Raw genomic sequence first — 24,872 nt, forward strand, 5'->3', positions numbered from 1 at the left:
CTAACTTGGGACCTGCATCGGGAGGACAAACGGTGACGATTACTGGTAGCAACTTTGTTGTTGGGGGTACGAGTGTTAGTTTTGCAGGCAGTCCCGGTACCAGCGTAAATGTGAGCAGCTCGACCCAATTGACAGTAGTAACTCCGGCAGGAACTCCAGGCTTTGCCAATGTGGTAGTTACGACGATAGGTGGTAGTGTAAGCAATACTAATGCATACACTTATCTATCTGCTGAAATTCCATCTAAGAAGCAAACACAGATGCAGACCACGGCAACGTATTTAGGGGGGGGGCTGCTGTGGTATCCGGTACGCTATTGTTAGTAAATACGAATAGTGTGGCTGGGCTCACTTCCCCTGTTGTGAGTCAATCCTCAGTTTCTGTTTCTTCCCTCTCAGGTAGCGTAAGAGGAGGAAATACAGTTAAGCTTAAAGGTAATTTTGGGGTACCTACGAGAGTTAGTTTCGGAGGCAAGGCAGCAAAGATTATTGGCAAGCCATCAACTGGTATAGTCACTGTAGTTACCCCGGCACATAGTCATGGTCCGGTAGACATAAAAATTACAACCAACAAGGGTATTGTTATTGCTCAAAAGGCGTTTATTTATAATCAATATGGGTAATCACTTTCTCTATGCCATTTTCTTAACTATAAATATGATGAGTTATTCATTATCAATGACTACGCCAGCTTGAATTAAAGTTGAGAAAAGTCATTTGTAAGGAATGAGCATAAATTTATATTAAGATTTAATTAATTTCTGCTTTAAAAGTTGTAGAATCGATAAAATACAATAAACATCAACTATCATTGTTTTAATGAAATCAAACCCCTTATTAAAAATTATTCTTGCCAGCGCATCTCCACGGCGCTTGCAAATTTTGCAAGAACACGGATTCATTGCTGAAGTGATGCCTGCTGATATTGAAGAGGTACTAAAAAAAGACGAGGAGGCTAAAGCGTATGTCACTCGGTTGGCTAAGGAAAAAGCTCAGGCTATCTTGGATCGAGCTGCAGTAAGTAGCGCGGATATGATTTTGGCAGCAGATACTACAGTGGCTTATCAGAATCATATTTTAGAAAAACCCCGCAATTACGAAGATGCGTATAGAATGTTACATATGCTTAGCGGTAATTCACATGAAGTTTATACGGGTTATGCTTTAATTTTCCTGCCAGAACAACAGTGGTACATTGATTATGTGACAACCAACATTACTTTTCACAATCTTACAGAGCAGCAAGTACACGATTATATTGACTCAGGGGATCCTTTCGATAAAGCTGGAGGTTATGGCATCCAGAAAGTGCGTGAGACATTTGTTAAAGAGATTAGAGGCTCTTATTACAATGTAATGGGTTTGCCTATTGAAGAAATTTTAAAAAAAATTACTCTTAGGTGCTCTTCTATTAATGCATAATACTGCTATTTATATTACGCTTCCATGGAATGATAAAGTAATTGCGTTGCAAAGATTGCTCCTCCACGAAAAAATGTGATTCCTGGTAAGTTTCCGGGTTAACGGGCAACTCCACTTGAGAGGACATGAATAATCTAAGGGAGTAGGGGAATGTTAGCTTGGCTGTATAATTTTCCAAATGTGTTAATTATTATTTTCTTTATTGCATTTATTGTTTCAATACTTATCTGCATACAAAGACTTGTAAAACGAGTGATACCTCGTGGAGATCGCGAACATGAGCCTATATTAAGGATTTTTGTAGGTTTGGCGGTTACTCTAACGTTCCTGCTGAGTTTTTCTATGAATCAAGTGATGAATTCTAACCAAAGAATTCAATTGATGATTTCTCAGGAGGCTTCGCAGCTGAATAATCTCGATAATTTATTGCTTCGATTGGGATATGCTGGAGTTCAAAAAATTCATCAGGATTTACTAGCCTATATTGAGTCTATCATTGAGGATGAATGGCCGGCTCTTAAAAACGGCATAGGGAGTGAGCGTACTAGGCGTTTGTATGCATCAGTTAGTGACGGGGTCTATTCATATGTCCCTCAAACCCCAAAAGAGCAAATACTTTATGAGCATGCTGTGCGATTAGTGGCTGATATTATGGATTCAAGGGATCAGAGAATTCAGAATGCCCAAATCACATTGAATCCGATTTTTTGGTTCACGATAAGCCTTGTATTGCTTGCAACTTTTTTTACAATTTCATTTATGACAAATGCATTATTTGATGCAGTTTTGTCTAGGACGTATGCTCTTGCAATGGCTTCATTAATCGCGCTTGTTTTTATTTTTGATAAGCCATTTAAAGACGATATCGTGAATTATAACCCTTTATACAAGGCGTTGCAGACAATGCGCGTACGTTAGTTGTTAGTTAGAAGTGGATGATTATTATGCAGATTAAACTGTGTAAATTAATTAAAAATATGGTTATCTGTTGTATGGCAACATTGGTTATTTCATGCAATGTCAGCAACCTTTCATCTAAAAAAACTGTCAAGATAGGCATTTTGCATTCCTTATCAGGAGTTATGGGGAATTCTGAGACAGCCTTGAAAGAAATGTTAATCATGGAAATCAATTTAATAAATCAGGCTGGAGGGATTTTAGGATACCAATTAGAGCCAGTAATTGAGAATCCAAAATCCGATTGGTCGTTATATGCTAAAAAAGCGAAAAAATTATTGTTACATGATAAAGTGGCAGTGATTTTCGGCTGTTGGACATCCGCTTCAAGAAAAGCAGTATTGCCTATTCTTGAGCAATATAATGGGTTGTTGTTCTATCCAGTTCAATACGAGGGGAATGAACAGTCAAATAATATTTTTTATACTGGTGCAACACCGAATCAGCAAGTAATCCCCGCGGTGGAATATTTAATGAGGGAGTCAGGAGGTACCACTAAGCAATGGATTTTGCTAGGAACGGATTATGTTTATCCTCGAACAACCAATAAAATAATCCGCAAGTTCTTAAATTCAAAAGGTATTGAAGATAAAGCAATAAAAGAAATTTATATTCCTTTTAAGTATATAGATTTTGATCCGATTATCGCTCAAATTAACTCATCTTTGCAGGAGGGCCCTACAGTAGTCATATCTACAATTAACGGCGAAGCAAATTTTTATTTTTACCGGGCATTAGATTATGAGTATTTAGAGACTGAGCCGCTTAGAGTAATGGCTTTTTCCGTAGGTGAAGAAGAATTTCGTGGCTATCACAATAAGTCTCTGATCAATGTGTTAACTGCATGGAGCTATTTTATGTCGCTTAAAAATCCCATGAATGAGGAGTGGATTAATCAGTGGACTAAATATTCTATTGCAAATCATTTACAAGGAGAGGACCATCCGTTAACTAACGATCCTATGGAGGCAACACGTACGGGAATTCGTATGTGGAAATCTGCTGTGGAAGAGGCTGGTACGTTTGACGTGGATGCTGTGAGAAAATCGATGATAGGTCAAAAGCAGATGACTCCGAGTGGATATATTGAAACGATGGAGGCTAATCATCATTTGGCTAAACCCGCGATGATTGGTATCCTGCAGCGCGATGGTCAATTCAAGGTAATCTGGCAATCAAAGTCTGTTATTCTGCCCCAACCGTGGTTTGATCTTAAATAGTAAAACCATTTTTCCTAATTAAATACAGAGCTTCATCAGTGATGTGCAAAATGGGTAAAAAAGGTCATTTTATGATCAAAAAACGATGTTTAGAAAAAAATTATTGATATAGCATTCGTTGCGTTTAGCAATTTTTTCATAGATTATCTATCTTTAAATTACATTCCTGAAAAATGAGTTTCTAAGATCATTGAAATGGTCGTCTAACGTTCAAGGAAGAGCTATGAATAGAATTACCCTAAGGCTTTTTTCAGGCTTAGCGTTTTTAACTCTGATCTTTTTGTCCGCATCTTGTGAAGAAAAGAGCTCTCAAACGACCATTCAACCTAGAGCAGTGAAGGCAATTCAGATAAGTAATGTGGATTCTTTTAATAAACGCAGTTTTCCTGGTCTTGCTAGAGCTTCCCAAGAGGTAAATTTGTCCTTTAATGTGGCTGGTACTTTAATTAAATTGCCTATTAAGATTGGTGATAAGATTACGAAGGGTAGTCTAATCGCGCAACTCGACCAAAAAGAATTTGAAGCAAAATTAAAGTCTGCTAAGGCTGAGTTGACTCGGGATAAACAAAATTTTGATCGCGCAAAGGAACTGGTTAAAGATGGTAATATTTCAAAATCAGACTATGACCTAGTGAAAGCAAAATGGGAAGTGTCACAAGCTAATTTGGATTTAGCAGAAAAAGCGATGGTGGACACGATAATAAATGCGCCATTTGATGGGCAAATTGCAAATCTTTATGTTGAAAATTATCAAACAGTTGCGAAGCAGCAAGTTATTGCACGATTGCTGGATACTTCTCAAATCGAGATGACCATTCAAATACCAGAAAATGCTATAAGCCTTATTCCCCAAGTAAAAAATATTATGGTTCAATTTGATTCTTTCCCGACTCATAATATACCAGCCGAGATTAAAGAAATCAGTAACGAAGCTTCCCCTGAGACCCGTACTTATCCAGTGACTATTATCATGCAACAACCTAAAGATATAGAAATCTTGCCTGGTATGGCAGGAAAAGTAAGCGGTCAAGTGGAGGGGAAAGACAGTATTAAAAATAAGCTTACAGTACCTGCTGAGGCGGTCTTTACTGAAGATACAAATAATAAAACATACGTTTGGATAGTGGATAATAATAAAGTCCATCGTCGTCAAATTACTATAGGTGAGTTGACTTCTACAGGAATATCGGTTCTTAGCGGGCTAACATCGGATGAATGGGTGGTTATTGCAGGAATACATAGTTTAAAAGAAGGGGAGTCAGTTATCATTTTAAATCAAAAGGCAAATTAACATGTCTCTAGCTGATTATGCAATTCAAAATAAGACAGTTACGGGATTTATGCTTTTGCTATTAACGGTGGCAGGACTGATTTGTTTCTTTGGTTTAGGACGTCTGGAAGACCCCGAGTTTACAGTAAAAACAGCGATTATTACCACCCATTATCCGGGAGCAAATGCCGAACAAGTTGAGTTAGAGGTTACCGATCTTATTGAGAAAAAAATCCAAGAAATGTCTGAGGTAAAGGATATATCTTCTATTTCCAGACCAGGATTATCCATCATTAAAGTGAATATCAAAAATGAATATTGGTCTGACCGGTTACCTCAAGTCTGGGATGCCTTAAGAAAAAAAATAAACGACATAAAAGACAGTCTACCTCCAGGTGTGCACCCTCCCATTGTGGGTGATGACTATGGCTATGTATTTGGCTTTTTACTGGCGGTGAGTTCGGATGGTTTTAGTTACGCAGAGCTTGAAAAATATACAAAACATTTGCAAAAAGAACTGAGTATTGTCCCTGGCGTGGCACGTGTTGATTTTTGGGGGGCGCAAGATAAAAGAATTTACTTAGAGATCACCGATGGCCAATTTTCCCAACTGGGAATCACCTTATCTGATTTGGAAAGTACTTTAAAACTACAAAATCAAGTGGTTAATGCGGGTTCTGTTGATTATCAATCACAACGAATGAGAATGGCCCCAACGGGAGAATTTAAAAGCGCTAATGAAATTGGCGAGCTTTCTATCATTCCACGCTTAAGATCAGCCGACAATCAAAAGAGTAATGAAATTATTCGAATTCGTGATTTTTTTAGCGTAAAAGAAGGGTACCTGGATCCACCACAACAATTAATGCGCTATTCAGGTCTTCCGGCCATTGGCTTGGCTTTAGCTCCACTCTCAGGGGTGAATGCTATTGATGTTGGTAATGCTATCAGCAAACGTATTGATCAAATTCAAGCGACCTTACCAAGAGGAATCGAAATTCATAAGATTTCTTGGCAATCGGACATTGTTACCGAATCCATTAATTCTTTTCTAATCAATTTATTGGAGGCAGTGTTAATTGTTCTTATAGTTTTAGCACTAACTATGGGGCTTAGAGCAGGGATAATAATTGGAGTTTCTGGGTTAATTTTAGCGATTCTTGGTACTTTCATTGTGATGAAAGTGTTGCATATTGACCTTCAACGCGTCTCATTAGGGGCATTAATTATTGCTATGGGGATGATGGTTGATAATGCTATTGTGGTCGTTGATGGATTTATCAGCCGATTACAGCAGGGGAGTTCTAGAGAAAAAGCTGCTGTTGAGGCTGCCAAAGTGTCAGCTTGGCCTCTGCTAGGTGCAACCATTGTGGCCTCTATGGCCTTTTTTCCAATCTTTGCTTCTACCTATGATACGGGTGAATACGCAGGAAGTTTATTCACAGTGATTGCAGTATCTCTAATTTTAAGTTGGATTTTATCTCAGACTGCAACACCACTGTTGTGTTTGTATTTTATTCCCTCACCTAAATCCAACGACATTAAGCAAGAAGAATATAGCAATCGATTTTATCAAAGCTATCGATCTATGTTAGAAACAATACTCCAGTATCGTCTTATATTTGTACTGTTGATGTGTGGATTATTAGCCCTTTCTATTTTTGGCTTTCGGTATGTCTCTATCATTTATTTTCCTGATTCTACGCGATTGCAGGTCATGATAGATTACTGGGCACCGGAAGGTACTCAAATTCAGACGGTCTCTTCTGATCTTAAAAAACTTGAAACAAAGCTATTAAAAGATCCAGGTGTAAGCAGTGTTAGCACCTTTATAGGTCAAGGTCCGCCACGTTTTTACTTGCCGGTGGAATCAGAGTTTCCTTACTCTTCTTACGCCCAACTCATTGTTAACGTAAAGGATATTAAAGATGTTGATCGTTTGGTGGCTACATTACCAGACTGGAGTAAAAAAACTTTTCCACAATCTTTGGTAAGGGTGAGAAAATATGCTGTAGGTGCTTTTAACAATTGGAAATTAGCCGCAAGATTTAGTGGTCCAGCCAATGCGGATCCGGCCATTTTACGTAATTTAGCTGATCAGGCTATGGCTATTTTAAAGGCCAATCCTAATGCCATTGATGTTAGAGCGGATTGGCGGGAGAGGATTTTGCAAATCGTTCCAGATTATCAACAGGAACGTGCTCGTTGGGCCGGTATTTCACGGCTTGATTTGGCTCAAACTTTAAGTCGTGCCAGTGATGGAATCCCTTTAGGTCTGTATCGTGAAGAAGATGATTTAATTCCCATCGTTTTACGACAGCCACAATCAGAGCGCAATGCTGCAGCCGTTGATTTACCTTTACTGCAAATCAACTCTCAATTTAGCACTAAAACAATCCCTGTTGCCCAAGTTGTTAGTGGCATTAATTTAGAATGGACTAATCCAATTATATGGCGATGGGATAGAAAGCGGGCTATAACCGTACAATGTTCTCCTTATCAGGTAACGGCGAGTACATTACGTAATAGTATCCTGCCTGAATTTGAGAAGATTAAATTACCCCCAGGTTATACTTTAACATGGGATGGTGAATACAAAAGCAGTAGAGAGTCCGCCGATGCATTAAAACCAGGGTTATTCCCAGCTGTCGTGATTATGCTGTTAATTATTGTCATGCTGTTCAATGCTTATCGACCTCCTATTATCATTATTACTGTCATCCCTTTTGCAATGATTGGTGTTACTGCTGGTTTATTAATAACAGGCGTTCCTTTTGGATTTATCGCGTTATTAGGGGCGATGAGCTTGTCAGGGATGATGATTAAAAATTCGGTCGTATTACTTGATCAAGTGAATCTTAATTTGGCTAATGGGCTGAAGCCTTATGATGCTGTTCTTTCAGCCTCTTTAAGCCGTTTGGCACCTGTTGTGAATGCAGCAGTAACGACTATTTTAGGTGTTATGCCTTTATTGCAAGATGTATTTTGGGTATCTTTAGCTGTCACTATTGTGTTTGGTCTAACCTTAGGCACAGCTTTGACTATGTTTTTAGTTCCTGTTTTTTATTGCATTCTGTATCGAATAAAAACGGAACAAGACACGAAAACAATTTCGCGTTAACCTACGATATGATATCCACTATCAATATAGATGGTATCGCCGGTAATATTTTTCGCATAGTCGCTTGCAAGAAAAACAACCATTGCCCCCACATCATCGATGTCCACTAATGTTTTAAGAGGGGATTTATTTTTAGCATCATTTAATAAATCATCAAATTTCCCAAGACCTGAAGCGGCCCTCGTTTTAAGAGGTCCAGGGGATAGTGCGATTACACGTATATTATGATCCCCAAGTTCTACCGCCATGTATCTCACAGATGCTTCAAGTGCCGCTTTTACAGGCCCCATGACATTGTAATTGGCAATTACTTTTTCTGCGCCATAAAAAGACATTGCAAATAAGGAGCCTCCAGCTTTCATTAGAGGTTTGGCAAGCTTGGCCATACGTATAAAGGAATGGCAGGAAACGTCCATAGCCAAGAGAAAACCTTCTTTTGAACAATCCACTACATCTCCTTGCAAGTCAGATTTAGGAGCAAAGGCAATAGAATGAATAACAATGTCTATTTTACCCCATTGCTGCTCTATGGCTGAGAAAACCTGATTCAAATCGTTATCAATGGTGACATCGCACGGCAGGTAAATCGAGGGTTTCAATTCTTCAGCAACTTTATCCACGAAGGGTTTTGCCTTGTCGTTTAAGTAGGTAATTGCCAAATCGGTACCTGCCGCTTTTAGCATAGATGCGCAGCCATAAGCTATCGAGCTGTCATTGGCAATCCCTATTACCAATGCTTTTTTTCCATTCAATAAAGTAGTATCCATAACTATTCCTAATTAATCAGATGGTAGCAATGATTTGCTATTATCCATTCCTCATCCGTGGGAATTGCATATATATCCACTAAACTTAAATCTGTGCTGATTTTATGGCTATTTTTCTTGTTTAAATGTGGATCTATTTGGATCCCTAACCACTGACTCTTATGACAGACAGATTCTCGAATTTGCCAAGAATTTTGACCTATACCGCCGGTAAATACTAACATATCAAGACCGCCTAAAACTGCCGTAAGAGCGCCTATTTCTCGTTGTATCCGATAAATGAATACATCTATGGCCTCCTTAGCTGCTTGGTTTTCGCTTGCTAATAACTGTTGCATATTTGAAGAAATTCCCGAAATACCGAGTAAACCGGATTGCTTGTATAGGACTGTTTGAACTTCAGCTGCAGACATTTTCTTAGATTTTAATAGGTATAAAATTACTCCAGGATCTAAATTTCCACAACGACTGCCCATAACGAGTCCATCTAATGCCGTAAACCCCATGGTACTATCGATAGATTGACCATTTTTTACAGCACACATACTCGCACCATTACCAAGATGAGCGATGATAATCCGACCATTGTATTTTTCCGTGTCCAATTCCTTTAAACGATGCATTATGTATTCATAAGACAAACCATGAAAACCATATCGTTTTACTCCCTCTAAGGACAAGGAGCGAGGAATACCGAAGGTATCTGCTTTGAATGGATGTGTTGTATGGAATGAAGTATCAAAGCAGGCAATCTGCTTCAGATGGGGGTATAGTTCTGAAATAATACTTATAGCTTCAAGATTATAAGGTTGGTGTAAAGGAGCAAACGGGATCAATTCTTTTAATCGTTCCACAACCTCATTTGAAATAATAACTGGGGTTTTAAAATTTTTTCCCCCATGAACGACGCGATGCCCGACGTATTCTATATCGAAGCCAAATTGGTTGTGTTTGAGTGAGGAGAAAAGTAGTTCGTAAAAAAAGTGATAATCTGTATCCTGATCAAACGCTCGTTTATTGAGTAACTGATTATGCTCATTAAATAATTTTAAAGAGGGTTTGATATGTATATTCTCCACCACCCCATGCAAGCGCTTCTTCAATAAGGAGGAGAAATCATAAACGGCAAATTTTATACTGGAAGATCCAGAGTTGATGACAATAATCTGTTTGCTGTCCATCGCTCAGAAAGAATTCCGTAATTGTATTAAAAATTATAGCTCAGCTTGTTGCGTAAAAATAATTGAAGATGTCCTATACTTTATAGACAGTAGGGGTTCTATAGGTTGCAGCAAATTAAGCGGGACCTTATCTGTTGCAAATCCAATGGATAGTCGTTCAAATAGGGAAGATGACTGCGATGACTGCAAAGGGACTTGATATTGATAAATTAGCAAAAAATTTTCTTCATAAATGCCAGTCTCTGCCTAAAATTCGTGTTGGTGTAGTGTTCCCTTGTACTAAGGATTCTCTTGATGGCGCCGTCGAAGCCGCAGAATTAGATTTAATTGACCCCGTTTTGATTGGTCCTAAAGTTGAGATTCAACGTATAGCAGACAAAAACAATATTGATATAAGTCCTTATGAAATTATAGATATTAGCCATAGTATCCATGCTGCAGAACACTCTGTGAAGTTAGTTCATGAAGAGAAAGTAGGTGCTTTAATGAAAGGAAGTCTTCACACTGATGAAATCATGCACGAGGTGATTCGAAAAGACGGCGGGTTACGAACAAACAGGCGTATTAGCCATATTTTTTTGATGGCTATCGAAAAATATCATAAACCCTTTATGGTCACGGATGCTGCTATCAATATAGCACCAGATTTACTCACCAAAAGAGATATCGTACAAAATGCGGTCGATCTTTTTCATGCCTTTAATCAAAAAACGACACCAAAGGTTGCTTTGTTATCAGCCGTAGAAACAGTAAATCCAGCTATGCCTTCTACCATTGACGCTGCTTGTTTAGCCAAAATGTCAGAGAGGGGGCAGATTAAAAATGCCATAGTGGATGGTCCATTTGCTTACGATAATGTTTTTAGTATGCATGCTGCTAAAACTAAAAATATTGAATCTCCTGTAATAGGTGATGTGGATATCTTTGTGGTTCCTAATTTAGAAGCAGGAAATATTTTAGCAAAGCAGCTTGTTTTAATTGGGGATGCTGTTTCAGCTGGTATCATTTTGGGAGCTACTGTGCCAGTTATTCTAACCAGTCGAGCGGATGGTATCCGCTCTCGGATTGGTTCATGCGCTGTGGCACTGTTAATGGCTAATGCTCAGAAAATGATGAGAGAAAAGAATGAGTATGATTCATTATAGAAATATACGCGAGATTACCGGCGATATTCTTAAAGTTTCGATACCCCATGTGGATGCCTCAGATTCGGTTATTGTCCCAAAGTTAGACGATTTGGCTTTAATCCATACAACGTCAGGAGAAAGCTTCCTGGCTCAAATTACTCGTCTGGAAGAGAATCTTGTTACTTTACAGGTATTTGGTAGTACGAAAGGTTTGTCTACTGACTCTTCTGTGAGTTTACTAGGTCACCCAATGAAAGTTAATTACTCGCCTAATATCTTAGGTCGAGTGTTTAATGGAGTAGGGCAAACTATCGATGGGGGACCAAAACTGGATGAAAATGATAATACATCGATTCATACGTCAACAGTTAATCCTACTCGGCGTACTTTAGCATCAAAAATGATTCGAACGAATATACCGATGATTGATATCTTCAATTGCCTGGTAGAAAGTCAAAAGATCCCTGTATTTTCAATCGCAGGAGAGCCCTATAACGAGCTGCTGGCGAAAATTGCTATTCAGGCGGATGCAGATATTATTGTGTTTGGAGGCATGGGCTTATTATTTGATGATTATTATGCTTTCCGTAAAACCTTCGAGGATCATGGGTCTATTGCTCGCACCATTATGTTTGTTAATCAAGCTTCTGATCCTATTTTAGAGCGTTTACTTATTCCGGATATGGCTTTGGCTGTTGCTGAAAAAATGGCAGTTGAAGAAGGAAAACGAGTTCTCGTATTACTGACTGATATGACAGCTTTTGCAGATGCTTTAAAAGAGGTTGGAATCGCGATGGAACGAGTTCCCTCAAACCGCGGCTATATGGGCGATTTGTATTCTCAATTAGCAAGGCGCTATGAGAAAGCTTGTGATTTCCAGGGGGCAGGTTCAGTTACGATTTTGTCGGTAACGACTATGCCGGGCAATGATCTCACCCATCCAGTCCCTGACAATACGGGATATATTACTGAAGGACAACTTTATTTACATTCCGGAACCATCGATCCCTTCGGCTCTTTATCTCGCTTGAAACAGCATGTTATAGGTAAGCAAACTCGAGATGATCATGGACAAATAATGAATGCCATGATTCGTTTTTATTCGGCAGCATGTGAGGCGGAGCAAAAGCAAGCTATGGCTTTTGAAATCTCAGAACTTGATGAGCGACTATTAAAATTTGGTCACTTATTTCGTGAGCGTTTTATGAATATTCAGGTTTCTCTGCCCCTAGAAAAAGCATTGGATTTGTGTTGGCAAACACTAAAGGAATGTTTTCGAGAAAATGAATTATTGATTAAAGACGAGTTAATCAGTAAGTATTTTAATTCTCAAGGACGAGGAGAAGAGACTTATGACCCAAGTCAAATTGAATAAGGCTTCTTTAAGTCTTAAGCAGAGGGATTTAAAAAACTATCAACGCTATTTGCCTTCTCTGGAATTAAAACGAAAAAAGTTATTGTCTGAACGTAATGTTTTAGATGAGCAAATCATTGCGCTTAAGGCAAAAAAAAATCAGCTACAAGATCACATTCAATCTAATTTTCCCATGGTTGCTGAAAGCATCAATCTTCTGAAGCAATTTATTCAAATTGAACATATTGATATTAGCGAAGAAAATATTGTAGGTGTGAAATTGCCTATCTTTAATTCTGTAAAATTTAAAATTGCAGATTATAGCTATTTAAATTCGCCTCACTGGTTTGATCCCTTTATTAATTCGATTTGTTCTCTTGTCGAGATTGATTTGCAAATTAACGTAGCATTATCCCGCTCGCAATTGCTGGCAAAATCGATTCAAACGGTTACGCAGAGGAAAAATTTATTTGAGAAAGTTTTAATTCCGACCACGGTAAAACATATTCGATTAATCCAGATTTTTTTAGCAGATAACGAACGTGCGGCTGTGGTTAGATCGAAACTTGCTAAAAAGAAGAGGCAATTAATGTGAGTATTGCATCATTCAAAAAAATCAGCGTTTTAGGATTGACTCGATGCAAAGAAGAGATACTGAATGCTTTGCAGGAATTAGGTTGCCTGCATTTAATTTCGGTGAAATCAGGGAAACCCAATTTAATTGCAGTATCGACAACTCTAGTTGATAACATAAAAAATGCTTTGCGCTATCTTAAAGATTCCCCTGAGCAAGGACGCCAACGTCTGATATGGAAAGATTTTAACGCTGAAGAATTAGTTAATAAGATTTTAAAGAATAAAAAAGCGATGCAGGAGTGTATGGATAGGCATGATTTTTTAGCAAATAGGATTCGTGAACTGTCGGAATGGGGGCATTTTGAGTTGGCTTCTGAGGATTTTAATGGAATTAAATTATGGTTTTATAAAATTAATCTTAAGGACCGATCGATTATTCCTGAAGATGTACCTGCTTTAGAACTTTATCGCAACCATCGTTTTATTTATTTGGTGATTCTTTCTAAAGAGGAGCCTAAGGAAGATACTGTTTCTCCATACCGGATTCACACGGGCTCGGTAGCTCTAAATTTCCTTCTTGATGAATTAGAAACCATTAAAGATCAAATGGAAGATCTAAAAGTTGAAAGACGGAATTTTACCCGATATCGATATTTATTGTCTCAGGAAGTTGCTCATTTTGTCGATCGAACACAATTTAAAAAAGCTTCTGACAAAACGCTTGATAAGAAGGAGTTCTTTTTATTGCAAGGATGGCTCCCTGATTCCAAACTGTCAGATATTCAACAATTTTGTGAAAGTAAGCAATTAGGTTTCAGTATTGAGGAGCCGCAGCAAGATGAGTTACCTCCTACCTTACTTGACTCTCCTTCAAAAGCAGGACAGGAGATAGTGAAATTTTATCAAACCCCCGGCTATCATTCATTAGATCCTTCAATCATTGTATTTTTTTCATTTTCTATCTTTTTCGCGATGATCCTGGCAGATGCCGGATATGGGATTATTTTAGGCCTCATGACGCTTTTGAGTTGGAGACGATTGGGTAAGAATAGCTCGTTTGCTTGGCTGAAATCTTTTCTGGTTAGTATTAGCGGTTTTTCCATAATTTATGGGGTGCTCATAGGGAGTTATTGGGGAGTACCACCTAAGCCTGGAAGCTTTTTATCTGCATTAAAGATCATAGATATCCATAATTTTAATGCCATGATGGCGCTTGTTCTTTGTATCGGTTGTTTTCACATCATGATTGCCAGCTTTATGAGAGCATGGTTTGTAAATAATGTTTATGAACGGATGCAAGCCATAGGTTTTATGCTGTTAATCATGACAGCTTTGCTGTTCAGTGTAGGAATAATCATATCCAATAGCCTTATAACTCGTTTTTCAATTGGTCTCTTTGCTATTAGCTTATTGATGATTATGTTTTTTGCTTCAAATGAGCGTGTTACTAATGGTCGCACATTCTTATTAAGAATCTTTCATGGATTAACAGCGTTAACTGAATTGCCATCACTTTTTGGAGATATTCTTAGTTATCTGCGATTATTTGCTTTGGGATTAGCAGGAGCCTCTCTAGCTCTTACATTTAATACGATGGCTCAAAATATTGCACAGTACAGTTGGGTGCTGGCGTTTATTGTTTTATTGCTTGGTCAAACCCTTAATTTCTTGTTGTGTTTATTGAGTGCTGTAATTCATGGTTTGCGATTGAATTATATTGAATTTTTTAAATGGTCCATAAAGGAAGATGGCTACAACTATCAGCCCTTTAAGAAAGAGGAGACTCCTCATGAATGAGCTCATAATAATGTTTGGATGGTTGGGAATATTCGCCCCTATGGCTCTTGCAACTATAGGGAGTATTTGGGGGTGTAGTATTGCTGGACAAGCCGCTATTGGTGTTATGTTAGATACAGATAGCAGTTACGGGAAATATATTGGGATTTCAGTTCTCCCTTCTTCCCAAGCGATTTATGGAATAGTGCTTATGTTTATTTTGAATAAGCCAGTAACTACAGCAATAGCTGGTGCCCAGTTTGGAATTGGATTTTTAAGCGGTATCGCTTTGATGATTTGTGCTATTCAACAGGGATATTGCTGTGCGAGTGCAATCAATGCTACTAAAAATAAACCTGAAATTTTTGGTTTGTCCATTGCTCCAGCAGCAATTGTGGAGGGTTTTGCCGTATTTATATTCGTGTTTGCTCTAGTTTTAAGTGCTGGATTAGGAGCTAATCATGGAGCTTAAACAAGATAAGTCTTCAGCTATTATTTCTCAAGGTATTGAAACTTTAATTGACCGCTTAAAGCAGGAAGGTGTGAATGCGGGCAAGGCGGAAGCAGAACAAATAATCAATGAAGCTCGATTAAAGGCGAATGAGTTATTAAATCGTGCTCAAGAACAATCCCAAATGTTACTGAATAAGGCTCATCAAGAAATACTCAATGAAAAGCAAGCTGCGGAAGATGCTTTGCAACTAGCTGCGCGTAATATGCGTCTTGAATTAAGGCAGAATTTGATGGATAGATTTGCGCAAGAAGTACAACGCATTGCTCATAAGGAGCTAAATAATGAAGAGTTAATACGTCAATTAATTTTTTTAATTGCAACAGATATCAAAGTACAAATGACAGCGTTTAAGGCTAAAAAAGTAGAAATTGAATTGCCAAAAACGGTACTGGATTTTGAAGAGATCAAAAAAAATCCGTCATTAATGGAAAAAGATCTTCTTAAAGAATTGGTTCAATCCATTACTCACCAAATGCTGAAAGCAGGGATGAGTGTGAAAGTGAATCAAACAGAACAGGTTGCTGGAATTAAAGTACATCTTATGGATGAGGAAATTGTTCTAGATATTACTGAGGAAGCGGTTAGCAAATTATTAATCAAGCACATGCAGCCACGATTTCGTGCTTTGCTGGAAGGGCTACTTAAATGACGACAAATTATTACATGGTGATTTCAAGTTTGCCGCGTATATTTCCTGATTACAAAGTGGAGAGTCCTCCCATTTCCAGGTTGCAACTTGAAAAAAGGCTTGGTTTGTTACCAATAGAAACACAGACACGGCTTTACGCGATTGAATCTTTAGTTTGGTCTAGCTGGTTTAACCCTTCTCAGTCTGTCGAAAAAACAAGAAAAGATTATCAACAACTCATGCAGATTAACTCAAGGGTTATCTGTAACCTCATCGTATGGTATTTTGATTTGCGAAGTATTGTGTCTGCGTTGAGAATGAAACATATTGGAAAAGCACCACCTGCAAATCCCAAAAACCATTGGATTACCCATTGGGATCAAAAACTCATTGAACATTGGAGTGAACCAGATTTAGGCCTGAAATTTGTTTACCCTTCGTTAATCAAAATGGCAGAGGATTTGGCCAGAAATGATACTCCGGCTGTTGAAGAATTTTTATTAAATTTTATATGGAAGTATTTATCTTCTATTGAGACTGGTCATTATTTTGATTTAGAAGCATTAATTATTTATTTGTTGCGGTGGGATATTGTTCAATACTGGTCAACATTTAGTACAACGAATATTCTTGAAAAGGTCAATGAATTATACCAGGCTTTGGTGAGTCCAAACCAATTTTCCGAGGCAATGGGGTTTAACGAGGGATCGTTGCTATGAAAGCTAATAACTCAAAAAATATCAAGGCTCAGGTAGTGGCTATACAGGAAGGTATTGTTCATGTCCAAAAATTAGGCAAAGAACCCCTTGTTAAGAATGGGATTATCTTTATTTGCCCTACAAAGAACCTTAATTCTACTTATCAAGAAAAAATAATGGCAGAAATATTACATGTGCGAGGAGATAGAGCCGTTGCCCAAGTATTTGAGGAAACTAGTGGTATTGCTATCGGAGATGTGGTTGAACTTACCAATGATCAGCTTTCAGTTAGTTTAGGTCCTGGGTTATTAGGGATGATCTATGATGGGCTGCAAAATCCGTTAGTAAATTTTGCTAGTAAATATGGCTATTTTTTACCTCGTGGGATTCAAGAAACAGCTCTTGACGTCAATAAAAAATGGTTGTTTTCAGCGCACGTAAAAGCTGGGGATATTGTCAATGGAGGTAGTACGCTAGGTGTGGTTCAGGAAGGTCGATTAACTCATAAAATTATGGTGCCTTTTGATATGGGCAACCAGATTAAAGTTGAATGGATACAAGAGGGGGCGCTCACTGTAGAGACAACAATTGCAAAGTTGCTTGACAAAAATAGCATCGCGCGAGAAATCAGTATGGTGCAGAAATGGCCTGTCAGATCGTCCATCGCTCAGGTGTTGACGGAAAAACGGTTGGCGCAACGGCTATATCCGTCACAGCCCATGATTACTACCTTAAGATTAATCGATACTTTTTTTCCTATTGCAAAAGGAGGAACCGCTTGTATTCCTGGGCCCTTTGGAGCGGGTAAAACTGTTTTGCAGAATTTAATAGCTCGTTATTCGGATGTTGATCTGGTGATTATTGTGGCTTGTGGGGAAAGGGCTGGTGAAGTTGTAGAAACCATAACAGAATTTCCTAAACTAATTGATCCAAAGCTTGGTGGTACTCTCATGGATAGAACCATCATCATATGTAATACGTCTTCAATGCCTGTAGCGGCTAGGGAAGCCTCTATTTATACAGGTATAACTTTGGGCGAATATTATCGACAAATGGGTTTTAATGTATTGCTCATTGCAGACTCTACCTCCCGCTGGGCGCAAGCGATGAGGGAAACTTCCGGACGTATGGAGGAAATCCCAGGAGAAGAAGGTTTTCCTGCTTACTTAGAAAGCAGTATACGAGGTTTGTATGAGCGTGCTGGTATTATTGATTGTATTGATAATTCAATCGGAAGTTTGACTATAGTAGGAACAGTATCACCCGCTGGGGGTAATTTTGAAGAGCCAGTCACACAAGCAACGTTAAGTGCCGTCAAAACTTTTCTTGGATTAAGTTATGACAGGGCATATAAACGATTTTATCCCGCAGTAGATCCTTTAATTTCCTGGTCACGTTATTTCGATCAACTTAAAACCTGGTTTGAGAAGAAACTTGAACCTGGTTGGGCCTCAAAGGTTGAGCAAGCAACCAAGCTTTTGCATCGAGGACAGGATATTTTTAATATGATGCAAGTGACGGGGGAAGAAGGGGTCACAATACAGGATTATATCACTTACCAAAAATCTCTCATGTTGGATATGACTTACCTGCAGCAAGATGCTTATGACCCTGTAGACGTTTCGGTGCCCATTGAAAGGCAAAAAGAACTATTTAATTTAATAATAAAAATTATTAATAAGGACTATGAGTTTAAGGATAAAGAAGCAGCTCGTGATTTCTTTATGAAATTGACAGGATTATTAAAAAATTTAAATTATTCCACTCTAAAGTCAAATAAATATTTAGAGTATTGTAATCAAATTAATGAGTTAACAAAACTAACCTTGCTAGACGAGAAAGCTACCTGAAACACTGCAATCACTACATACACACTTGCTTTGCTCTCTGTTTACAAAATTTAAATTGTGGTAGGGCAGCAAAACTTGCCACCCATGCTAGAAATGCCTTAGGGTTATTTCAACTGCTTTGCTCTTGGAGTAAGTATCCCCAGAAGTATGGCACATAAAAAGAGTGCGGGAACATCCCCTAAAAGATGCCCTATATGCTCAGGATAATAAAAAGCTTGCACAGCCATAATGCCGCCATGAACGATACTTGACCAAACTGTAAACCAAATAAGACTAAGATTTTCTAAAGGATTTCGTGCTGCGATTATTAAAAATATTCCTAGGGTTGCATAAATCCCGAGTATCATTTGCAAATAGAGTGAAACCCCAATCAAGTGCCAAGCCCATCCCTCAGGCCAATAAACTGTTAAAGGATAAATTCCAAAAATAAATATCAAACCTATAAGAACCAAAACAATCTTTAAAATCCTAATTCTGTGATCCAGTTTCATAAGTTCTCTCCATGAGCTGATTGAATATTAGATAATATCTATTAAAACCTATTTTGTTTAATTAAATTGGTGTTGTCGGGTCATAGACCCGAACTTTGAGTTTTATTGGCAGCTTTTTGTTGCACAATGCAATACCTTGATATGCTTACCTGTGGGGGTGTAGTAACTTGCAACGGGATTATTATTTATATCAAGTGCTAATGCACTATCTACACCTTGGGTCGTTGGGTCAACCGCAGTGATCACATTACCTGCTGTACATGTTGCATTGCCGCAATAAAGTATCGATAGGGTGCTACTTGTTCCAAAGCTCACAATAGGATTCCCTGTTGTACTATCAATTTTTATTGAGGGCTGTAATCCAACATTTGGTCCGGTTACAGGGGATGCAATGGTATTCCCTGAATTACATGCTGCATTGCCACAGTGCAGTACTTTTAATGCTGCATTTGCGGTATCCCAATAAGCAATCACGGGATTACCACTTGCGTCTAAAGTCACAGAGGTTGCGCGATGATCACCAGCTTGTGCGCCTGGATCCAGCACCGATAGCGAATTGTTTTGTGCGGTACAATTAGCATCACCGCAGTGCAGCAATTTCAATTGATTTTTATCTGCGCGAAAAAAACTAACAACTGGATACCCTGATGCATCAAGCACTAATGACACGCCACGCACATCAGCATTATCGGGATAAACTGGGAAGTCAGGCGACGCAATGCTATTGTTGGCTGAGCAATCTGCATCGCCACAGTGTACGATTCTTAATCCTTGATCAGATTGTCCAGCAGAGGCAATTACTGGATTACCAGAGGAATCAAGCGCCATAGATGAGGCACGTTTTGACAAGATATCTGGGGTATTAACTGGATTAACACCACTGCAATTTGCATTCGCACAATGCATTATTCGCATCACTTTAGCGCTAAAGTCATAAAAACTAATCACAGGATATCCATTAGTATCGATATCAAGAGATGTATCCCAGCCAACATTGGCGGTGGTGAGTGGGCTGGTAATTGAATTGCCTTGACTGCATGTTGTATCACCACAATGTAGCAATTTCAGGTCACCATTTGTTTCATCCCAATAACTAACTACGGGTCTGCCATTGGCATCTAATTTAATTGCACCATATCGACCAACATCTGTTGCTGTGTCGCCAACATAAATTGAATTTGGGCCACACATGGGGCTACCACAGCGCAATATTTTGAGATTTGCATTGGTACCATCGTAATAACTAACAACTGGATTACTGCTCGCATCAAGATTTAAAGAGGTGTATAGCCCCACATTTCCCGTACTATCTGGTACATTAATGATGTTGTTACTTGTGCAATTAGCATTGCCACAGCGTATGACGTTTAAACTCTGATTGGTCAAATCATAGTAACTAATTGTCGGTATGTTATTTGTATCAAGTGATAATGATGAATAATAACCAGCAATCCCATTACCAGTAATTGAGGTAATCGAATTACCCGATGAACAAATTGTATTACCACAATGTAATACTTTTAATTTACCGTTTGTTAAATCCAGATAACTCACTACGGGTCTTTGATTGCTATCTAGCTTTAATGATGGGTATCGACCCACATCACCAGCTGAGTCAACTGTTGTGATTGAATTGCCAGAATTACAAGCGCTATTTCCACAACGTAAAATCTTTAGCGAAGAATTCGTAAAATCAAAATAAGCAACTACTGGATTGCCAGCTGAATTCAATTTAATGGAGCTTTGCACCCCATTACTGCTAGTTGTATCTGGCTGTACAATTGTGTTACCAAGCGTACAAGATGCATTCCCACAATGTAGAATTTTCAATCTTCCGCTGGTTGCATCGTAATAACTGACAACAGGAAAATTATTCTTATCAATTGTAACTGAAGTATATGTGCCAACTGTTCCAGTATTATCCGGTGTTGCAATGGTATTACTCGCTGAACAAGAGTTATTACCGCAGTGTAATACTTTTAATGCTGAATTTGCCTCATCATAATAACTCACGACAGGCTTACCAGTACTATCAAGTACAATCGAGGTGTATTTACCAATGTTTGTTGCTGCATCAGGCGTTACAATTGAATTAAATTGGCTGCAATTACGTGTAAAGCAATGCGCCACCTTCAGTTTCTGTTCAGTTGCATCATAATAGCTGATTGTTGGAAAGCCCTGGGAATCCAATGCTATTGATGTATATTGGCCTGTTACGCCATCAACATCAACTGCAACAATCTGATTACCTATCGCAAAAGAAGTTGATGTAAAACCCAAGATGAAAAGAGAACCCAATGGAACAGCAACAAACCGCAAAATAGCACGCATCATACGCATAGATACCTTCCTGGATAAAGTTAAATGATTGAAATGAACTATTAGGGGATACTAATATATCACAGATAGGTAAATACTTTAGCTACCCTATCTTGTTGTTGCAGGCTATGGCTAGACGCAAGAATTTAAGTATAAATTTTTATGGTAGAGATGATATGACTTTGCGCTACATTAGATTAGGGATGGTAGGATCAGTCTCGTTATTTTTTAGTTTGGTGGCATTTAATAATCTAATAGATTCCACCAGTAACTTTCCTGCAGTACAACATGTATTGAGTATGGATACCACTTTCCAGGTTCCGGTATTGATGAAGCGTGCGATTACGAATCCATCTATTCAGCGTGGGGTTTACTATTTTATCACGGTTTGGGAGCTATTGGCGGCGCTTATTTGTTGGATTGGTTGTTTGCGACTTTTAATCAATATTAATGCCAGTGATGTTCAATTTAATAAGGCAAAAAATGTAGCGTTTATCGGTTTATTTTTAGGTTTTATGCTATACATGGTTGGTTTTATTATTATTGCCAGCGAATGGTTTTGTATGTGGCAATCACCCACTTGGAACGTGCAGGCAACAGCGGGTTTATTTGTAAGCTTGATTATGCTTGTGATGATTTTTCTAGGATTATCATAGTGTGCAAGGAACCACCAAATGTGCGAAATAGGCTTTCCTGGGTATTTTGGTGAGCCTGAGTAGAGAGATGCAATAAATGCTCACCAAGAGTAATATTTATTCCATATCTCCTATAACACAACAGCATTCTTAGCTAACCTTGATAGGAGGCATTATCTATTTCACTTGCTTTCTCCTAAAAGATACTTCATCGTTTATTCACAAGGCTCATCTAGAATAAAGGGATATCGAGATGCCAACACAAGAGTGGCCAGCCCATGATTATGCGATTGGTTCATATATTCAAGCAAGCATTGCAGATAATTATTTGAAATGTTTGGATATAAAACTAACAGATTATGTTTTGGACATTGGATGTGGCAATGGAGCATTCAGTCGTAAGATTTTGGATAAAATCCCGCAAGGTCACTTTTTAGGGATAGATGCATCGGAAAACATGCTGACATTGGCAAGACAAGAAATAACTGATTACCCTAATACTAAATTGCTGCAAGCGGATGTATTAACTATGCCATTTGTAAATCAATTTGACTACATCGTCTCATTTTGGTGCTTGCAATGGTGTGCTTTTGCTATAGAAAAAGCTTTTCTTAATATTTATAGGGCATTAAAAAACAATGGAAAAGTATTGTCTCTTTTCCCCTCAGGCGATGATCCTTTTATTACAAGCTACTATCGTGTGCAAGAGTCCGGACAATTCCCCATGCTTAATAATTTTAAGCCACCAGTGGATTATCGGCACTTCCAAAATTTAGAAGAAAAAATACGTACGCTTCCCTTTAAACACATTAAGTTTGAACGTCTAAAGCATCAAATGCTTTTACCTTCTTTGGACATCTTTCGTAAATTTGTTAATGGTATTGCTTTTTTTCAAGGTCAAGTACCTGATAAGCACATTGACAGTATCAATGAAGCTTTGGTAGCCACCTATGAGCAAGAATGCCAAGAGAAGTTTGCTGGTGAGTATTGGTTTACGTTGTCTGTTTATTTGTTTCGGGGTGAAAAATAATTTTTAATTGACTGTGTTGGAGCTATTTTTTTGATTTGCTTATTCGCCGAAATGTAAATAAATTTAAACAAAATGTTCTTAATAATTTCATATATGCTAAAATTATAAACATAAATTTTATTATATGCCCAGGTTATGGAAGATACGGTGTAACAAGGTAGAGTATGTTATGGCACCATCCTTATCTTTTTTTTCCCGAAAAGTACCCTCTAAGCAAGTCAGTGAGAGAAAGGGTAGATTTCTTAAAGCTAAAGAGCATGGGGCATACCAATTAGTAGTTGAAGACTATGAGCCAATTCTTCAGCATTACATAGAAAAATACGGCCTCGAAGATATTGCTGTTGTAATTAATGGCACAACTGAATTTGGTAGAAAAACTGTATCTGAGAATGCAGAAGAAATTCAAAAAAACATAGATTTATTTGAAAACGAAGATCTCCAATATGCCAATCTAGTTAGAAATTATTGGGTGCTGCCCTCAGCCACAGTTCCTGCACCCTTCTATTTAAATAAAGTCGATGATAAGAAAACAGATTTTTCACCCTATTATGAAGAATTATATAATGCTTTAAAGGACGATTTTTTAGATGAAAGAGGTCGTTTAAAAGAGTTAAGTCTAGAGCAGCTTAAAAGATTAAATCAAATTTGTTTACGTCTAAATTGTCGAGAAAAATTAGAAGAATATAGGGTTAAAATAGTTGAAGATCTAAATAATCGTAAGCAAAAAATATGTTTAACCAAAGAGCAGTCTTTAGAGGAAATAAAAAGGATACAAAAAAATTTAGGTGAAGATGAAAGTGTCATCTATTTTTTTACTAATAATGTGCGGACTGGACCTGCTCACTTTGAGTTTGTTCAAATTAAAAAAAATGAAATAATCAAACCAATCCATTGGTTTTTGCATAGCAGTAATATTATTGGTAAAAATGATCTCAACAATATTTTTATCCCAGATATATCTGATTTTATAAAGCCTTATATTAAGCCTCAATACTTACAGCCGCAAGTCGATGAGGTGAGTTGCGGAACATTGGGTATTTTATATTTAAAAGAGCTCTTAAAAAATAACTGTCGGCAATTAAACGACTTCACATTAAGTTTACCTATATACAAGATACATAATCGCGAGGTAAGTCAGGGTAATTTATTCTTCCCTTCACCACATGTTCTACGGTATTCCCAATCAAGTTTTTATAACGACGTTATTTTAGCTATGGTCAAACATGATCATGAGACAACCATTAAATTTAAAGACGCTAATTATAAAATAAAACCATTAAAGGTGATTTTAGAAGATTCAATTAAACTAGCGAAGGCCGACGGCAATATGGCTCTGGTGGCAGAAAATCAAAGGATACTTAAAAATTTGCCTGCATTTCGTGAAAAATGGCTAATGGAATATAAAACAGAAATACAAAAAAGAAAGGCCATGCAAGGAGAAAAATACAATTTATATCTAGCCTATTCCACGAAACGAATGCAGGCATTGGCACATCATCCAGAAGGATTACAAAAAGAACAAGCGAATGAACCTGATCTTATGACTGAAAAGGCGACAAAAAATGTCTCTCTTATAGAGCGCATTAAAAAAACTTTACAAATAACAGAGAAGAAAACGCCCCCTCGTTCCTATTTATTTCATCCGGAAGAGGCGATAACTAAGGTTGTTGATAACCCACTTTATGAGGGGGATAAGTTTCAAGAAAATCCATTCTATGAGCCTAAAAAATAAACTCTTATTTAGGGTTTATCACTTATAAATTTGCTCACTAATCTTGCATTTAGACTCTTCAAGTTAACCTGTTTGTTCCAAAAACAATATTTTGTTCTATTATTTATCACATGGGGTGAAAATTTATTTCTAAACTGGGACTGCGACTTGAGATAGCACAGTCAAAACGTCAATGGTTTTAGACAAAAAACATAATAAAAAAAAC

The 24,872-nt window shown here is 37.9% G+C and carries 22 protein-coding genes; 18 read left to right on the forward strand and 4 right to left on the reverse strand.

The features are described from left to right. From Lbru_RS06555 to Lbru_RS06585, 7 genes are all read left to right on the forward strand, one after another. On the forward strand, nt 1-323 hold a 323-nt coding region (locus Lbru_RS06555; protein WP_169792344.1), incomplete at its 5' end, for an IPT/TIG domain-containing protein. Next, nucleotides 299-622, forward strand: coding sequence for an IPT/TIG domain-containing protein (locus tag Lbru_RS06560; RefSeq protein WP_157061494.1), 324 nt, complete (start codon nt 299-301; stop codon nt 620-622). The genes Lbru_RS06555 and Lbru_RS06560, both read left to right, overlap by 25 nt. Before the next feature lie 196 nt (nt 623-818). After that, nucleotides 819-1,421, forward strand: coding sequence for a Maf family protein (locus tag Lbru_RS06565; RefSeq protein ID WP_058441395.1), 603 nt, complete (start codon nt 819-821; stop codon nt 1,419-1,421). Nucleotides 1,422-1,571: 150 nt separating this feature from the next. Beyond that, on the forward strand, nt 1,572-2,339 hold the full coding sequence (locus Lbru_RS06570; RefSeq protein WP_058441396.1) for a bestrophin-like domain: 768 nt from the start codon (nt 1,572-1,574) through the stop codon (nt 2,337-2,339). Between the two features lie 26 nt (nt 2,340-2,365). Continuing rightward, the gene (locus Lbru_RS06575) at nt 2,366-3,598 is read left to right on the forward strand and encodes a transporter substrate-binding protein (protein WP_131793630.1); all 1,233 of its coding nucleotides are present in this window, start codon (nt 2,366-2,368) and stop codon (nt 3,596-3,598) included. Nucleotides 3,599-3,821: 223 nt separating this feature from the next. Further along, the gene (locus Lbru_RS06580) at nt 3,822-4,889 is read left to right on the forward strand and encodes an efflux RND transporter periplasmic adaptor subunit (protein WP_058441397.1); all 1,068 of its coding nucleotides are present in this window, start codon (nt 3,822-3,824) and stop codon (nt 4,887-4,889) included. 1 nt (nt 4,890) lies between these two features. Then, nucleotides 4,891-7,989 carry an efflux RND transporter permease subunit gene (locus Lbru_RS06585; RefSeq protein WP_058441398.1) on the forward strand — a complete coding sequence of 1,033 codons (3,099 nt, stop codon included), beginning with the start codon at nt 4,891-4,893 and terminating at the stop codon, nt 7,987-7,989. Here Lbru_RS06585 and fabI read toward each other — a convergent pair. Both fabI and Lbru_RS06595 read right to left on the reverse strand, forming a co-directional pair. Next, nucleotides 7,986-8,756: an enoyl-ACP reductase FabI gene (gene fabI, locus Lbru_RS06590; protein WP_058441399.1), complete on the reverse strand. Its 771-nt coding sequence runs from the start codon at nt 8,754-8,756 to the stop codon at nt 7,986-7,988. The genes Lbru_RS06585 and fabI overlap by 4 nt on opposite strands. Nucleotides 8,757-8,764: 8 nt before the next feature. Continuing rightward, nucleotides 8,765-9,937 carry an acetate/propionate family kinase gene (locus Lbru_RS06595; protein ID WP_058441400.1) on the reverse strand — a complete coding sequence of 391 codons (1,173 nt, stop codon included), beginning with the start codon at nt 9,935-9,937 and terminating at the stop codon, nt 8,765-8,767. 179 nt (nt 9,938-10,116) lie between these two features. On the opposite strand from Lbru_RS06595, the gene Lbru_RS06600 reads away from it, so the two are divergent. The 8 genes from Lbru_RS06600 to Lbru_RS06635 are packed head-to-tail and all read left to right on the forward strand — an operon-like array spanning nt 10,117 to nt 18,460. Beyond that, nucleotides 10,117-11,082 carry a bifunctional enoyl-CoA hydratase/phosphate acetyltransferase gene (locus tag Lbru_RS06600; protein ID WP_083500851.1) on the forward strand — a complete coding sequence of 322 codons (966 nt, stop codon included), beginning with the start codon at nt 10,117-10,119 and terminating at the stop codon, nt 11,080-11,082. Beyond that, complete coding sequence (locus Lbru_RS06605; RefSeq protein ID WP_058441402.1) at nt 11,063-12,439, forward strand: V-type ATP synthase subunit B; 1,377 nt, start codon at nt 11,063-11,065, stop codon at nt 12,437-12,439. Before Lbru_RS06600 ends, Lbru_RS06605 begins: the two co-directional genes overlap by 20 nt. Beyond that, on the forward strand, nt 12,417-13,013 hold the full coding sequence (locus Lbru_RS06610) for a V-type ATP synthase subunit D (protein WP_058441403.1): 597 nt from the start codon (nt 12,417-12,419) through the stop codon (nt 13,011-13,013). The genes Lbru_RS06605 and Lbru_RS06610 overlap by 23 nt, the downstream gene beginning before the upstream one ends. Further along, a complete protein-coding gene (locus Lbru_RS06615; protein ID WP_058441404.1) occupies nt 13,010-14,791 on the forward strand; it encodes a V-type ATP synthase subunit I in 1,782 nt (593 codons plus the stop codon). The genes Lbru_RS06610 and Lbru_RS06615 overlap by 4 nt, the downstream gene beginning before the upstream one ends. Next, the gene (locus tag Lbru_RS06620) at nt 14,784-15,242 is read left to right on the forward strand and encodes an ATP synthase subunit C (RefSeq protein ID WP_058441405.1); all 459 of its coding nucleotides are present in this window, start codon (nt 14,784-14,786) and stop codon (nt 15,240-15,242) included. Before Lbru_RS06615 ends, Lbru_RS06620 begins: the two co-directional genes overlap by 8 nt. Further along, nucleotides 15,232-15,933 carry a hypothetical protein gene (locus Lbru_RS06625; RefSeq protein ID WP_058441406.1) on the forward strand — a complete coding sequence of 234 codons (702 nt, stop codon included), beginning with the start codon at nt 15,232-15,234 and terminating at the stop codon, nt 15,931-15,933. The genes Lbru_RS06620 and Lbru_RS06625 overlap by 11 nt, the downstream gene beginning before the upstream one ends. Continuing rightward, the gene (locus Lbru_RS06630) at nt 15,930-16,631 is read left to right on the forward strand and encodes a hypothetical protein (RefSeq protein WP_058441407.1); all 702 of its coding nucleotides are present in this window, start codon (nt 15,930-15,932) and stop codon (nt 16,629-16,631) included. Before Lbru_RS06625 ends, Lbru_RS06630 begins: the two co-directional genes overlap by 4 nt. Further along, on the forward strand, nt 16,628-18,460 hold the full coding sequence (locus Lbru_RS06635; RefSeq protein ID WP_058441408.1) for a V-type ATP synthase subunit A: 1,833 nt from the start codon (nt 16,628-16,630) through the stop codon (nt 18,458-18,460). Before Lbru_RS06630 ends, Lbru_RS06635 begins: the two co-directional genes overlap by 4 nt. 104 nt (nt 18,461-18,564) lie before the next feature. Here the strand turns inward: Lbru_RS06635 and Lbru_RS06640 are convergent, their stop codons facing one another. Both Lbru_RS06640 and Lbru_RS06645 read right to left on the reverse strand, forming a co-directional pair. Further along, nucleotides 18,565-18,951, reverse strand: coding sequence for a DUF6632 domain-containing protein (locus Lbru_RS06640; RefSeq protein WP_058441409.1), 387 nt, complete (start codon nt 18,949-18,951; stop codon nt 18,565-18,567). Nucleotides 18,952-19,053: 102 nt separating this feature from the next. Then, complete coding sequence (locus tag Lbru_RS06645) at nt 19,054-21,291, reverse strand: hypothetical protein (protein WP_058441410.1); 2,238 nt, start codon at nt 21,289-21,291, stop codon at nt 19,054-19,056. Nucleotides 21,292-21,446: 155 nt separating this feature from the next. Between Lbru_RS06645 and Lbru_RS06650 the strand changes: the two genes are divergently transcribed. The 3 genes from Lbru_RS06650 to Lbru_RS06660 all read left to right on the forward strand — a co-directional run bounded on the left by Lbru_RS06650 (nt 21,447) and on the right by Lbru_RS06660 (nt 24,667). Further along, nucleotides 21,447-21,926, forward strand: a complete 480-nt coding sequence (locus Lbru_RS06650) for a DUF2165 family protein (RefSeq protein WP_058441411.1) — start codon at nt 21,447-21,449, stop codon at nt 21,924-21,926. A 232-nt stretch (nt 21,927-22,158) separates the two neighbouring features. Beyond that, nucleotides 22,159-22,935, forward strand: coding sequence for a class I SAM-dependent methyltransferase (locus tag Lbru_RS06655; RefSeq protein ID WP_058441412.1), 777 nt, complete (start codon nt 22,159-22,161; stop codon nt 22,933-22,935). 169 nt (nt 22,936-23,104) lie between these two features. Beyond that, complete coding sequence (locus Lbru_RS06660) at nt 23,105-24,667, forward strand: hypothetical protein (RefSeq protein ID WP_058441413.1); 1,563 nt, start codon at nt 23,105-23,107, stop codon at nt 24,665-24,667. Nucleotides 24,668-24,872: the final 205 nt, after the last annotated feature.

The organism is Legionella brunensis (assembly GCF_001467025.1).
GTDB classification, from domain to species: Bacteria; Pseudomonadota; Gammaproteobacteria; order Legionellales; family Legionellaceae; genus Tatlockia; species Tatlockia brunensis.

Bases quoted from the DNA above. Each gene is read 5' to 3' on its own strand.
- Lbru_RS06580 (WP_058441397.1), top strand. From the start codon at position 3,822: ATGAATAGAATTACCCTAAGGCTTTTTTCAGGCTTAGCGTTTTTAACT.
- fabI (WP_058441399.1), bottom strand. From the start codon at position 8,756: ATGGATACTACTTTATTGAATGGAAAAAAAGCATTGGTAATAGGGATT.
- Lbru_RS06585 (WP_058441398.1), top strand. From the start codon at position 4,891: ATGTCTCTAGCTGATTATGCAATTCAAAATAAGACAGTTACGGGATTT.
- Lbru_RS06565 (WP_058441395.1), top strand. From the start codon at position 819: ATGAAATCAAACCCCTTATTAAAAATTATTCTTGCCAGCGCATCTCCA.
- Lbru_RS06635 (WP_058441408.1), top strand. From the start codon at position 16,628: ATGAAAGCTAATAACTCAAAAAATATCAAGGCTCAGGTAGTGGCTATA.
- Lbru_RS06645 (WP_058441410.1), bottom strand. From the start codon at position 21,291: ATGCGTATGATGCGTGCTATTTTGCGGTTTGTTGCTGTTCCATTGGGT.
- Lbru_RS06605 (WP_058441402.1), top strand. From the start codon at position 11,063: ATGAGTATGATTCATTATAGAAATATACGCGAGATTACCGGCGATATT.
- Lbru_RS06610 (WP_058441403.1), top strand. From the start codon at position 12,417: ATGACCCAAGTCAAATTGAATAAGGCTTCTTTAAGTCTTAAGCAGAGG.
- Lbru_RS06650 (WP_058441411.1), top strand. From the start codon at position 21,447: ATGACTTTGCGCTACATTAGATTAGGGATGGTAGGATCAGTCTCGTTA.
- Lbru_RS06625 (WP_058441406.1), top strand. From the start codon at position 15,232: ATGGAGCTTAAACAAGATAAGTCTTCAGCTATTATTTCTCAAGGTATT.
- Lbru_RS06660 (WP_058441413.1), top strand. From the start codon at position 23,105: ATGGCACCATCCTTATCTTTTTTTTCCCGAAAAGTACCCTCTAAGCAA.
- Lbru_RS06640 (WP_058441409.1), bottom strand. From the start codon at position 18,951: ATGAAACTGGATCACAGAATTAGGATTTTAAAGATTGTTTTGGTTCTT.
- Lbru_RS06620 (WP_058441405.1), top strand. From the start codon at position 14,784: ATGAATGAGCTCATAATAATGTTTGGATGGTTGGGAATATTCGCCCCT.
- Lbru_RS06595 (WP_058441400.1), bottom strand. From the start codon at position 9,937: ATGGACAGCAAACAGATTATTGTCATCAACTCTGGATCTTCCAGTATA.
- Lbru_RS06630 (WP_058441407.1), top strand. From the start codon at position 15,930: ATGACGACAAATTATTACATGGTGATTTCAAGTTTGCCGCGTATATTT.
- Lbru_RS06655 (WP_058441412.1), top strand. From the start codon at position 22,159: ATGCCAACACAAGAGTGGCCAGCCCATGATTATGCGATTGGTTCATAT.
- Lbru_RS06600 (WP_083500851.1), top strand. From the start codon at position 10,117: ATGACTGCAAAGGGACTTGATATTGATAAATTAGCAAAAAATTTTCTT.
- Lbru_RS06575 (WP_131793630.1), top strand. From the start codon at position 2,366: ATGCAGATTAAACTGTGTAAATTAATTAAAAATATGGTTATCTGTTGT.
- Lbru_RS06570 (WP_058441396.1), top strand. From the start codon at position 1,572: ATGTTAGCTTGGCTGTATAATTTTCCAAATGTGTTAATTATTATTTTC.